This is a genomic window from Pseudomonas frederiksbergensis (genome assembly GCF_001874645.1).
Lineage (GTDB): Bacteria > Pseudomonadota > Gammaproteobacteria > Pseudomonadales > Pseudomonadaceae > Aquipseudomonas > Aquipseudomonas frederiksbergensis_B.
The window spans coordinates 5,322,620-5,335,101 of sequence record NZ_CP017886.1 but is presented as its reverse complement, the minus strand read 5'-3'; the positions used below and the strand labels follow the sequence as shown (position 1 = coordinate 5,335,101).

Here is a 12,482-nt window from a genome sequence, read left to right as displayed (position 1 = left end):
TTTTTGCTCAAGGCTGCGATCAGTCATCGCGGCTCATGATGCCGAAAATCTGCAACAAGCTGATAAACAGGTTGTAGATCGATACATACAGGCTGATGGTCGCCATGATGTAGTTACGCTCGCCGCCATGAATGATGGCGCTGGTCTGGAACAGAATACAGACCGAAGAAAACAGCACGAAGCCCGCGCTGATCGCCAGTTGCAGACCGCTGATCTTGAAGAACATGCCTGCCAGCGTCGCACCCAGCAAGACGAAGAAACCAGCGGTGATGAAACCACCAAGGAAGCTCATGTCCTTGCGGGTGATCAGCACATAGGCCGACAGACCACCGAATACCAGTGCGGTCATCGCGAAAGCCGAGCTGACCACTTCAGCGCCGCCTTGCATGCCCAGATAACGATTGAGAATCGGGCCCAGCAGGAACCCCATGAAACCGGTCAGGGCAAACGCCGACACCAGGCCCCAGGCCGAGTCGCGGAGCTTGTTGGTCAGGAAGAAAAGCCCGTAGAAACCGATCAGCACCACAAACACGTTCGGGTAGCCGACACGCATCTGCTGAGCGACGAACGCCATCACACCGCTGAATGCGAGCGTGAGAGCGAGTAAACCATAAGTGTTGCGCAGGACGCGGCTAACCTCTAGCTGCTCAGCCTGCACGCTGTTATTAACTGCGTAATCCTGTTCGCGCATGGCGACACTCCTGTAGGTTTGAAACGTTCAGTCGCAAAGATCATAACAGACGCTCTGTAACAAGCTATGCAGAGAGTTTGACAGTGTGTTTCATTCAGGTATTATGGCGCCCGCAACGCAAAACGGAGGTGTGGCCGAGTGGTTTAAGGCAACGGTCTTGAAAACCGTCGACTGTAACAGGTCCATGAGTTCGAATCCCATCGCCTCCGCCATATTTGTACGTTAGAGCCCTGATTATTCAGGGCTTTTTCGTTTCTGGGGTTTGGTGAAGATCTCGGCGCTCAGCATGAGTTCCAGAACAATTTGGAAGTGTTCCAGAACTAAGCCCATTTTCAGCCCTTCCGGCGTCCCCTCGACCGCTCCATTTCCCCGTCGTGTAACACAACATTTCCGCTGCTACGCTGACCTCATAACCGAGGAATCGCGATGCCAAACTCTGACCTGCTCCCTTCCCTGCTCTACAAGATCAATGAAAACCAGCTCGCCCTGGAGGCCGCCATCATGGAGCTTTCCAACTGGGTCGAGGCTCGCGGCTCAGCCGACGTCGCCGACAACGTTCGCGGTGCCTTGGACACCATCGACAAGAACGAGGAGTTCATCAAGCTGACCCTCGCCGTCCTGATGACGCCGGACTGACGGCCCTACATCTCGTCGCCCCCCCATCGCCCGACCGTCTCGTCTCGATTGCTGTAAATCTAAACAGTGCAAAGCAAAGGCGCCTACCGTGGCCCCCCTCGACATCGAAGACACCAGCGACTGGCTTGGATGCCCGACCGAATTGGAAGCCGTCTCCCACTACAACCACATGCTGGAGAATGAAGTCCAGGAGCTGACCCTGCAACTGCGCAAAGCCCGCGAGGACATCTTCGGCCTGGTGCAGATGAACAGCCAGTTAAGCAGCGAAAAGGCGAACCTGAGTCGCGAGCTCAAAAAGGCGCTGGAAGACGTCGGCAGACTCAACACCGAAACATCAGAGAGAGATCGAACACCTAGGAGGTCAATGCTTTCAGGAACCTTCAGCACTGGAGTGTTGGAGTCTAGACGGTCCGTAACATTATGTTTTCTGCGGCCTCAAAGGGCTGCGAAGTTACATGACTGAGGAAAGTCCGGTGTGTGCGTGGCCGATGTCTTCGTCGACAAACTCGACAGGGGCGTGCTCGGTTTTATTGAGCCGCATCAGTTTCCCTCTGGCCGTGATGCTTTAGGCTGCTCTTGAGCCCTTGCCGTTTGCGGGGCGTTCAGGAGCTTTTATGCCAACATCCCCGGTTCAGGTCACCATCAATGGAGAACTGATCGAAACCAGCGCCCTGCGTTCGATCCTGGAAGCCGTTATCGACTCAGGACAACCGCTCATCGACGACATCGGCTGCATGGGCCAAGGCGTCTGTGGCTCGTGCCGGGTGCTGATCCGGCGTGCCGGCGAACGTGAGGTCAGCACCGCCCTGGCCTGCGAAACCCGAGTCGAGCAGGGTTTGCAGATCAGTTTCCTCGACCATCTGCCCATGAACCGGCACCACACCTACAACCTCCACGACTGGGACGACACCTGGAACATCTCGGAGCGCATTGCCGCAACCTTTCCCGAAGCCAGTCATTGCCGGCACTGCGGCGGTTGCGACCGCGCCTGCCCCAAGGGCCTGGACGTGCAGAAAGGCGTCAACCTGGCCGCCGTCGGGGATCTGTCAGCGAGCCAGGTATTCGACGAATGCATCATGTGCAACCTGTGCACCATTGCCTGCCCCGAGCATATTTCGCCGAACCATCTGGGCCTCTACATACGCCGGATGTCAGCTTCCGTCGGCTTTCGACCGGCGGACCTGATGCAGCGCCTGAGCCAGATCAACCGCGGTGTGATGAGCGTCGACCCCAACGTGACTCTGGAATAAGGAACACAACATGCCCGGTATTCCTTATCTGCAAGCACTGGCCCAACTGCGCGCCAGCGCTTGCGAGCCCGCCTCTGAAGCATTCGATAAACAGGCACTGCTGCACGCCTTCCACCCGGACTATCAGGTTGGGGCCAATACGCCGCTGCAGGTGGGAGTGAATCGCGGGGACAATTGCCCGCGAGAACTGGCGGACCGCCTGCACAGCAACGCGCAAATTGATGACGCGGCATTGGCCGGTGCCCCGGTGGTCAATACCGGTGTGCTGATTATCGGCGGCGGCGGTGCCGGTTGCGCGGCGGCGCTGACCGCCGTGGAGCACGGTGCCCATGTCATCCTCGCGACCAAGCTGCGCCTGGGCGACAGCAATACGGTGATGGCCGAGGGCGGTATACAGGCTGCCGTCGGCGAGGACGACAGCCCCCAGATTCACTTTGAAGACACCCTGCGCGCCGGCCACCTCTGTGCCGATCGAACGCTGGCGGCGCGCCTCGCCCAGTCGGGGCCGGAGAGTATTCGTTGGCTGATTGAGCGCGGCATGCACTTCGATCTCGCCGAGGGCGGCTTGATCGGTGGCAAGCTGCTGCGCAAGAAACCCGGCGGTGCCAGCCGTGCGCGCATCCTCTCGTTCAAGGACTACACGGGTCTGGAGATGATGCGGGTGCTGCGCGAGGCGGTGGAACTGGAAGAGCGGGTGACCGTGTGGAACCGCTGCCCTTTGGTAGAGCTGCTCTCCGACGAAAGCGGCACCTGCGTGGGCGGCGTACTGTACAACCTGGAACGACACAGCTTCATCCTCGTACGCGCCAGCCGCGTGATACTCGCCACGGGCGGCGCTGGGCGCCTGCACCTGAATGGTTTCCCCACTTCCAACCATTATGGCGCAACCGCCGACGGCTTGATCCTGGCCTATCGTCTTGGCGCTCGCCTGCGCGAAATCGATTCCTTCCAGTATCACCCCACCGGATTGGCCTGGCCGTCGCATCGTGTCGGCGGGCTTATTTCCGAAGCCGCGCGCTCGGCCGGAGCCTATCTGGTGAACGGCCTGGGGCAGCGTTTCATCCCCGAACTGCAAACCCGCGATGTAGTGTCCGCCGCGATCCTCAAGGAATGCGCCGAAGGCCGTGGCGTCGAGCGTGACGAGCAGCTGGGCGTCTTGCTCGATACGCCCGGTCTGGAGCGCCGCCATCCGGGGATTCTCAAGGAGCGCCTGGTGAGCCTGGGGCATGTCGCGGGCCAGTGCGGTATCGATCCGGCCGTGGAGCCGCTAATCGTCCGGCCGACCCTGCATTATCAAAACGGTGGTGTGGCCATCAACGAGAACGGCGAAACCTCGGTACGCGGGCTGTACTGCGTCGGCGAAATCAGCGGCGGCATCCATGGACGCAATCGCATGATGGGCAACGCCCTGGCAGAGATCATCACCTTCGGACGCAGGGCTGGAGAGCACGCGGCACACACCGCCGACCCCACGCCCGCGCCGAAGGTCGGCCTGTCACACGTGTACGACTGGCAACGCCAGTTGATCGCCGCCGGCTTGCCACTGGACGTCTACGGCCCCGAGTTGTTCCCCGGGTACGGCAACTTCGACCTGCGCCGGCACAGCGCCGTGCCCCACCGTGCCACTGGCGCACTGCCAACCACTCACGCCGACTCGCTGCCTTACTGAGATGCCTGAGATGAAGACTCAACTCGTATTACTCGCCCCTGCCGTACAAGTGGGCGCCGACCTCGATGCCTGGTTCGCCCAGGGCGGCGGTGAAGGCTTGCGCGCCGCGCTAAGCAATCCAACCGGCATCCTCTCGACCCTGGCCGAAGCAAACCTGCGCGGTCTGGGTGGCGCCGGTTTCCCCACCCATCGCAAGTGGGCAGCCATGGCGGCGCAGCCTGCGGAGCTGGAAAAGTATGTCCTGTGCAACGGTAACGAGGATGAGCCAGGCACCTTCAAGGATCGCGAGCTACTGGAAAAATCGCCGCATCAGGTGATCGAGGGCGCGCTGATTGCCGCGCTAGCCACCCAGGCCAATCACGTTTATCTCTACGTCAACCCTCACCAGCACTGCGCAGTGGCCGTTGTGCGTCAGGCCATCGAGCAGTGGCGGGGCTGCGCCCTCCTGGCCGAAGTCGCCAAGCACCAGAATCGCCCGATCGACCTTGCGGTGGTGGAAAGCTCGGGCCTGTATATCGGCGGCGAAGAAACCGCCGTGATCGCCAGTGTCGAAGGCGGCTTCCCCTTCCCCCGGCAAAAACCGCCCTATCCCGCGCAAAGTGGCGTGCATGGCCAACCGACGCTGATCAACAACATCGAAACCCTGGCCCATGCTGCCCACATCCTGCGCCATGGCGCCGCCTGGTACCGAGACCTGGGCCTGGGTGACGCCTGTGGGACCAAGCTCTACTCACTCTCCGGGGACGTACTCAGGCCAGGTCTATACGAGCTACCGATGGGCACCCCGTTGCACACGCTGATTTTCGAGCACGGCGGTGGCATGTTGGGCGAACGCGCCTTCAAGGCGGTATTCACCGGCGGTCCTTCCAATACCCTGCTGGGCGCGGATGATCTGGATGTGCCCCTGGACTTTGATACGCTGAAGGCCCGTGGTTCAAGCCTGGGTACTGGGGCCATGATCGTGATCTCGGAGGGCACCAGCATCGTGCGCAAGGTGGCAGAGTACGTCGATTTCTTTGCGGCGGGCTCCTGCGGCCAGTGCCCACCTTGTAAAGCCGGTACCTATCAACTCTCGCGGTTGCTGAGGCGAATCGATACCGGCACGGGTCTGCCCAATGACCTACAGGCACTGGAGAGTCTCTGCCATTTGCTTCCGGGCAGCGGCCGCTGTGGCCTGATTGATGGCGCGGCAACGGTGGTACTCAGCTCCCTGAAGCAATTTCGCAACGAATACGCCGCTCAAGTCATTGCAGTGGGTTGATGACGTCCAATCACCCTTCAATCGCATTCAGCCCTCGGTATTATTAGGAACTCGATAGTGCGTAATCTCTGGACATTTCTGCTGCCACCTTGCGTTGCGCTGGTGCTCGCACTCCTGCCGGCACCTGCCGGATTGGCCCCCCATGCCTGGTATTTTTTCGCCCTGTTCGCGGGTGTGGTCGTAGGCCTTATTTTCGAACCGCTGCCGGGCGCCGTGATTGGCCTGATCGGGGTCGCGGTCGCGGCGGTGTTGGCCCCCTGGGTGCTGTTCAGTCCAGAACAACTGGCCAGCGCAGGCTTCAAGGTGCCCACGGAGGCCTTGAAATGGGGCCTGTCGGGCTTCGCGAACAACACTGTCTGGTTGATCTTCAGCGCCTTCATGTTTGCCCTGGGCTATGAGAAGACCGGGCTGGGGCGGCGTATTGCGTTGCTGCTGGTCAAACGCATGGGCCGCAAGACCCTGACGCTAGGCTATGCCGTCATGCTCGCGGACCTGGTGCTGGCGCCCTTTACCCCGTCCAACACCGCTCGCAGTGGCGGTACCATCTACCCGGTGATTCGCAACCTGCCTGGACTATACGACTCCAAACCGAACGACCCCAGCGCGCGGCGCATCGGCTCCTATCTGATGTGGGTTGCCATCGCGTCCACCTGTGTCACCAGCTCGCTGTTCATGACCGCATTGGCGCCCAACCTGCTGGCATCGGCCCTCATCGAAAAAACCGCCGGCGTGCATATTTCCTGGGGCCAGTGGTTTATCGCCGCAGCACCGGTCGGCCTGCTGTTACTGGCAGTGCTGCCATTGCTGGCGTACTGGCTGTATCCGCCGCAGATCAAGAGCAACGAAGAGGTGCCGGCCTGGGCTGCCCGCGAACTGGCAGATCTGGGCTCACTGTCACGCAGCGAAAAGATCCTGTTGGCGTTGGTGGTGAGTGCGCTCGGACTGTGGATATTCGCGGGAGCATGGCTCGACCCGGCCCTGGTGGGCATCCTTGTCATCGTGTTGATGCTTCTGACAAATGTCATCACTTGGAATGACGCACTGGGCAACAAGGCAGCCTGGAACACCTTCGCCTGGTTCGCCACGCTGGTAGCACTGGCCGACGGGCTGACACGCGTGGGCTTTGTGCCCTGGTTTGGTCAATTCGTCGCGGCCCACCTGAATGGATTTTCTCCAAACGTTGCCATGGTGCTGCTGGTGGTGGTGTTTTATCTGGCCCATTACCTGTTCGCCAGCTCCACCGCCCACACCACCGCGCTACTGCCGGTGATGCTGGCGGCCGGGATGGGGGTGAGCGGCATCGATCTGCAAGCCTTCGCGCTGCTTCTGGGCACTTCACTGGGGCTGATGGGTATTATTACGCCCTATGGCACGGGGCCGAGCCCGGTCTACTACGGCAGTGGTTATCTGCCTAGTGCCGATTACTGGCGCCTGGGCTCTATCTTCGGCGGGTTGTTTCTCATTCTGCTGCTGGGCCTGGGTGCGCCTTGGATCCTTGCGCTGTCCTAGGCTACACCGCAGAACAGAGCGTTGCCCATTTTCAACGATTTGCCACTCCTGCTTGAACGAGGTTACTTCAACGCATGAGTCATTGGATTCATGAGTGCGATTGGTCCGGCCTACGCTTGCCTGAGTACTGCAGGTCGCTTGATGCGAAAAAAACCACCGGTTGAGGTGGTCTTGGCTTTCTTCTGCAGTATATGCCCGTAGGCCGTCGCGAGGTTCCGGTACTGCTCCAGTGATCCCCGCCAAGCCCCACTACACCCCTACCTAAATTCAGATTGTGTATTTCTCGGATGCAGCCTGGGGGACACGCCATCAGTTATTTGCAAGCTGAGCCACTTCGCTGGACGTAACTAGCGCCTTCAGCGACGCATCGAACTGTTTCAGGGCATCCACTTGCAAGTCACGTTGCTGGTCAATTTGTGTGGCAATCTCCCGAGCCGCTTTGCCATGAACCCAGACTGAGGGTAGTTCCTTTCCACTGTAGCCTTCGGCCTTACCGATATATTGCAGGTTCGAATCGTAGAACTTGGCGAGAAAACGCGCTTCGACCTGGGTATTACGCTTCGTCACCAGACGGCTGTAGGTGTCCAGCATTACCACCACATCCGGACGGGCTTGCACTAGAGCATCGAGGTTGTCGTACACGGTCACTGAGGAAAATTGTCTCCGTAGCGAACTCTTGAGCCAGTCGATCGCCAGTTTCGGATCAGAGCTGTTGATAAACGCGCTGCTGATGCGGGAATCGAGCGCACCATTTTTCGCGCCGTTCTGCGCGACGGAATGGTACTGCTCAAGGTACTCAAGGGTATTGATAGTGTTTTCGCTGTAGAGCACACCCACCGATTGTGAATGCTGCAGGCCAGTGGTGCTGTCGGCCATCGATAGAAAATGGCAGGACTGCTCACCGGCAGCGTAGGCAGGCGCTATGGCAGCAACACCACCGCTTAATACGGCGACAAGCGTCAGCAGGGTAGAAATTTTCATCGCGTATGTTCCTTCAGAAGCGGCTTCGGTATAGCGCCATCCTCCTCCTTTGCCGGCAAAACAGAACTTGCATTCCTTGATGATAACTATCAACTGAACGAATGGTGAAAAGCGGCGGGCGGCATGGGCTGACGATCGCGCTGACCTGCTACAGGCACGACCCTCTCTAAATCTGAATGCCTGCTTATCTCTTCGACAAGCCCTTGCTCCGAGGCCACAGAGTAATCGAACATCCGTTCGTCTTGCCCGCAGCAAGACGCTTACGATTGATCCATGCCAGGGCCGAAGTTCTATTCCTCAATCAAGGTTTAAGAAGTGTTGCCAATATTTCTGATGGCTGCGCGCCGCTTATTAGCGTCTCGCCTAACTTCATGCCTGGTGTCAGCCGTCCACACCACGCGATGGTTTCGCGCTCGGCCTTCACGAGATCCTCAACGCCGTCCTCGCTACGCAGAAAGTTCATGGCCATTTGTCGCTCTTCGGCATCTTGCTTCAGTAATGCGAGAAGCGACGCTGGATCGCTTATGTCCTTCCCTTCGCAAAAATGCGCTTGGTAAATACCGTCAAACAGGGTTCGGGGGCATTTACCCCTACCCTTCTGCCACTGCATGAGCCGAAGTGCAGGCTCCGTATCCGGCATCGTGGTGATCCGGCTGAAGTCCAACGAGATGCCGAATTCCGCAGCGGCAAGGGACAGGGCCTCTTCATAGGTTTTGGCTTGGCTGCCGAAGCGATTCTCTCGGTATGTTCGATAGTCCATGCCAATCTGCGCTTTCGGATGCGCTGACCGACAAGCCTGGTAGTCGATAGGGAGGATTACCCCGGTTTTGGCCATGGCTTGACGCAGGCGTTTTTCACCCATCCAACACCAAGGGTTGAGGAAATCAAAGGCTAAGGCGATGAAATTGTTTTTCATGTTGGTCAACCGATATGTCCAGTGACCAGACTTTAGGTGAATTGACCCGATCCGAGTAGACATCCGCAACGCTGCGTTGCGTGTGCTCTGTTATCGCTATCAGTAGCTGAGGATTTCTTCGAGAAAAGATATGAAAACCTTCACCCGGCTAGATCCTCGATGGTTTGGCAAATACAGCACGTTGATCATGCCATTGGCGTCGCCCGGGTTGGCCTCGTAGTTGGCGAGCACGCGGGTCAGGCGCCCCTGGAGCACATCTTCGGCCACTAGCCAATCCGCCAGCAACGCAGTGCCTCTGCCACTCAAAGCCGCCTCACGCAGGATATCGGCATTATTGCTTTCAAGCCGTCCCTGAACATTGATGCGAATGCAATCTTCTGAGCCGCGAAAAGCCCAACCGTGATGCATGCCCCCGTAATCGAAGCGCAAGCATTCGTGATTTAAAAGTTCTTGGGGCTGCAAGGGAATGCCGGCTCTCGCAAAATAGTCGGGGCTTCCTACTACCCATCGTTCGAACCGGCCAATTGGTTTACTGATAATGTCTTCGCTGGCTAATGAGGAACCCAAGGGAAACTCTGAAAAAGACTTTCAGATTTGGTGAAATAGCCGCCTGATCCGAACACGACGGTTGAGCCCCGATGAAACAGATGTCCTTCGCCGATGCCGAGTACGCCGGCAAACGTAAGCAGACCCGCCGCGAGCGTTTCCTGATCGAGATGGATCAGGTCGTGCCCTGGAAGGGTCTGATTGCCTTGATCGAGCCGAATTATCCGAAAGGCGAAGGTGGTCGTCCGGCGTATCCATTGATGGCGATGTTGCGGGTTCATCTGATGCAGAACTGGTTCGGCTACAGCGATCCGGCGATGGAAGAAGCGCTGTACGAGACCACTATCCTGCGCCAGTTTTCGGGGCTGCATCTGGATCGGATTCCCGATGAAACCACGATCCTCAACTTCCGACGTCTGTTGGAAAAACATGAGTTGGCCGGCGGGATTTTGCAGGTCATCAACGGTTATCTGGGCGACCGTGGCCTGATGTTGCGCCAAGGTACGGTGGTCGATGCGACGATCATTCATGCGCCGAGTTCGACCAAGAATAAAGAGGGTAAACGCGACCCCGAAATGCATCAGACGAAGAAGGGGAACATGTATTTCTTCGGGATGAAAGCGCATATCGGCGTCGATGCCGAGTCGGGTTTGGTGCATAGCCTGGTGGGCACGGCGGCCAATGTGGCGGACGTGACGCAGGTCGATCAGTTGCTGCATGGCGAGGAATCATACGTGTCTGGCGATGCCGGTTACACCGGTGTGGACAAGCGTCCTGAGCATCAGAATCGCAAGATGATCTGGTCGATTGCCGCACGGCCCAGCAGCTATAAAAAACACGCGAAAAAGAGTTTGATCGGGCGCCTGCGGCGCAAAATCGAATATGCGAAAGCACAAGTCCGGGCGAAGGTTGAGCATCCATTCCGAGTGATCAAGCGTCAGTTTGGCTATACGAAAGTGCGCTTTCGCGGCCTGATGAAAAACACCGCGCAACAGGCCACGCTATTTGCCCTGTCGAACCTGTGGATGATGCGAAAACGGCTGCTGGTCGCGGGAGAGATGCGCCTGTAATGCGGGAAAAGCGCCTTGAAAAGGCGTCGCTCAAGGGTGAAACGATGAGTTAAGAATAGGAAAGGTCTGATTTCTGACCAGCCAGCGTTTTTTGAACCTCTACCAACGAGGGCATCAAAAATCGCTGACTACTTCAGACCTTCCCAAGCGAACGGACAGATCGATTCGCTCTTTCAACAGATCGGTCATTTGGTCGCTCAGAGACAGGCTCACGTTTAGCTCTGGATACTGAGAAAACAAGCGTCCCATGTGTGGCGCTATGACCCGCCGACCAAACTCGACCGGTACGCTTACCCTCAAGCGACCGCGAGCTTCGGAGCTGCGGTCGGCAACTGCCGTGTCTGCCTCGGCGAGGGCATCAAGGATAAAAAGAGCCTTTTCGAAGTACGCTTGTCCCGCGACGGTGGGATTCGTATTACGCGTCGTACGATTGAGCAGTGACGCTCCCAACTCCGCTTCGAGACTCGCGACTTGGCGAGTTACCGATGAAGTTGAGACGTCGAGTTTACGCGCTGCTGCAGAATAGCCACCGCAGCGCACGGTTTCGACGAACATAGTCAGCGCAAGCAGTTTGTCCATGGCCCAAGTTCCGATGTAGTGAGCGACTGGATCTAGTGGCTCAACCTATATATTTAGCTGGACGCATTCTGAACAAGTCTTGCGCGTTTGCCTTGAATGGTTGTGCTGATAAAAATCACACTTTTGCGCTAGCGCGCATGCGGCTAAAAAACAGCACGGCAGCAACGGCGGGGACCAAAGCAGCCAGACAGACGAACAAATTCCATCCCAATCGTTCGTAAAGCGGACTCGCCAGCAGTGAGCCCAAGGCTCCGCCAAGGAAAATACTGGTCATGTATACCGCATTCAAGCGAGCGCGACTGTGCGGATCAAGAGCATAGACCTCACGCTGTCCCAGCACCATGTTCAGTTGAACAGCAAAGTCCAGCAGCACTGCGCTAACCACCAACCACAGGTAACCTGAGCTTGGCAGCGCAGCGATCAAAAGCGAAGCCGGCGCAAGAATCAAAGCGATGACGGTACCCCGTTTTGCGTGACCGGCATCCGCCAGGCGTCCTGCAATCGGAGCCGCTATCGCACCTACAGCACCAACCAAGGTAAACAGCGCTACCTGTGTTTGGCTGAAATGGTGATGACGGATGAGTTCGACAGGCGCAATCGTCCAGAAAATGCTGAAACTGGCAAAGAGTAATCCTTGATACAAAGAGCGCTCACGAAGCACGGCGTAGCGGCACGCCAAGGTAAAAATCGAACTGATCAACGCCCCGTAGCTGGCACGGTGAGCGGGCATTCGTTGCGGAAGAGCGACACCCATCAAGACTGCAATCATCGCCATCAGGGCAGACGCACCGAAAAACACACCGTGCCAGCCGAACGACTCGGCGAGTGTACTGGCGATCGGGCGTGAAAGAAGAATCCCCAACAGCAAACCACTCATGATGTTGCCCACCACTTGGCCGCGGGACTTTTCTGGCGCCATGTGCGCTGCCAGCGGCACCAGGATTTGCACTGCGACCGAAGTGAGGCCGATCAGCAACGAACAGATCAGAAACGTTGAAGCCGTTTGGCTCAGTGCGGCACCGGCCATGCACAAGGAAGCAGCCAGCGAGAAGCCAACCACCAGCCGACGATTTTCCATCAGGTCAGCCAAGGGCACCAAAAAGAACAGACCCAATGCGTATCCGAACTGAGTCAATGAAACGATGAGGCTGGCGTGCTCGCTTGATAGGCCAATCTGAGGCGCGATCAGTTCAACGATTGGCTGGGCGTAATACAGATTCGCGACGACGGCTCCACAACAGAAGGCGAGCAAAATTACCAGCGCAGTGGACAGGGTTGGCGACGCAATAGGGGGCGCCTTTAGATCGGTCGTTGTGGAGCTGCCAGAGGACATGGTCACACCTCAATAGGGGTTGAATGGATGTCGCTAGCGTA

Annotated in this window: 11 protein-coding genes, 1 tRNA gene and 2 pseudogenes; 8 read left to right on the top strand and 6 right to left on the bottom strand. The window is 57.9% G+C overall.

Going from position 1 to position 12,482, the window contains the following annotated elements:
* Nucleotides 1-19: 19 nt before the first annotated feature.
* Complete coding sequence (locus BLL42_RS25630) at nucleotides 20-691, bottom strand: Bax inhibitor-1/YccA family protein (RefSeq protein ID WP_071555346.1); 672 nt, start codon at nucleotides 689-691, stop codon at nucleotides 20-22.
* A 124-nt stretch (nucleotides 692-815) separates the two neighbouring features.
* On the opposite strand from BLL42_RS25630, the gene BLL42_RS25625 reads away from it, so the two are divergent.
* From BLL42_RS25625 to BLL42_RS25595, 7 genes are all read left to right on the top strand, one after another.
* A tRNA-Ser gene (locus BLL42_RS25625) sits at nucleotides 816-903 on the top strand.
* A gap of 214 nt (nucleotides 904-1,117) precedes the next feature.
* Nucleotides 1,118-1,327 carry a hypothetical protein gene (locus BLL42_RS25620; protein ID WP_071555344.1) on the top strand — a complete coding sequence of 70 codons (210 nt, stop codon included), beginning with the start codon at nucleotides 1,118-1,120 and terminating at the stop codon, nucleotides 1,325-1,327.
* Nucleotides 1,328-1,415: 88 nt separating this feature from the next.
* Nucleotides 1,416-1,790: a hypothetical protein gene (locus tag BLL42_RS30270; protein ID WP_071555342.1), complete on the top strand. Its 375-nt coding sequence runs from the start codon at nucleotides 1,416-1,418 to the stop codon at nucleotides 1,788-1,790.
* A gap of 151 nt (nucleotides 1,791-1,941) precedes the next feature.
* Nucleotides 1,942-2,577, top strand: a complete 636-nt coding sequence (locus BLL42_RS25610) for a 4Fe-4S dicluster domain-containing protein (protein WP_071555340.1) — start codon at nucleotides 1,942-1,944, stop codon at nucleotides 2,575-2,577.
* 10 nt (nucleotides 2,578-2,587) lie between these two features.
* On the top strand, nucleotides 2,588-4,246 hold the full coding sequence (locus tag BLL42_RS25605; RefSeq protein WP_071555338.1) for an FAD-binding protein: 1,659 nt from the start codon (nucleotides 2,588-2,590) through the stop codon (nucleotides 4,244-4,246).
* 10 nt (nucleotides 4,247-4,256) lie between these two features.
* Entirely contained in the window at nucleotides 4,257-5,507 is a 1,251-nt protein-coding gene (locus BLL42_RS25600) for a complex I 51 kDa subunit family protein (protein WP_071555336.1), read from the top strand.
* Between the two features lie 57 nt (nucleotides 5,508-5,564).
* The gene (locus BLL42_RS25595; protein WP_071555334.1) at nucleotides 5,565-7,016 is read left to right on the top strand and encodes an anion permease; all 1,452 of its coding nucleotides are present in this window, start codon (nucleotides 5,565-5,567) and stop codon (nucleotides 7,014-7,016) included.
* A 309-nt stretch (nucleotides 7,017-7,325) separates the two neighbouring features.
* Here the strand turns inward: BLL42_RS25595 and BLL42_RS25590 are convergent, their stop codons facing one another.
* The 3 genes and pseudogenes from BLL42_RS25590 to BLL42_RS25580 all read right to left on the bottom strand — a co-directional run.
* Complete coding sequence (locus BLL42_RS25590; protein WP_071555333.1) at nucleotides 7,326-7,997, bottom strand: ATPase; 672 nt, start codon at nucleotides 7,995-7,997, stop codon at nucleotides 7,326-7,328.
* A gap of 301 nt (nucleotides 7,998-8,298) precedes the next feature.
* On the bottom strand, nucleotides 8,299-8,913 hold the full coding sequence (locus tag BLL42_RS25585) for a DsbA family oxidoreductase (RefSeq protein ID WP_236722007.1): 615 nt from the start codon (nucleotides 8,911-8,913) through the stop codon (nucleotides 8,299-8,301).
* Nucleotides 8,914-9,012: 99 nt separating this feature from the next.
* Nucleotides 9,013-9,480, bottom strand: a pseudogene (locus BLL42_RS25580) (substrate binding domain-containing protein); the annotation flags it as partial.
* A gap of 71 nt (nucleotides 9,481-9,551) precedes the next feature.
* Between BLL42_RS25580 and BLL42_RS25575 the strand changes: the two are divergent.
* Entirely contained in the window at nucleotides 9,552-10,529 is a 978-nt protein-coding gene (locus BLL42_RS25575; protein WP_071550144.1) for an IS5 family transposase, read from the top strand.
* A 120-nt stretch (nucleotides 10,530-10,649) separates the two neighbouring features.
* On the opposite strand, the pseudogene BLL42_RS25570 reads toward BLL42_RS25575, so the two are convergent.
* Together BLL42_RS25570 and BLL42_RS25565 are read right to left on the bottom strand one after the other, a co-directional pair.
* Nucleotides 10,650-11,108, bottom strand: a pseudogene (locus BLL42_RS25570) (LysR family transcriptional regulator); the annotation flags it as partial.
* Between the two features lie 115 nt (nucleotides 11,109-11,223).
* Nucleotides 11,224-12,441, bottom strand: coding sequence for an MFS transporter (locus BLL42_RS25565; RefSeq protein ID WP_071555329.1), 1,218 nt, complete (start codon nucleotides 12,439-12,441; stop codon nucleotides 11,224-11,226).
* Between the last annotated feature and the right edge of the window lie 41 nt (nucleotides 12,442-12,482).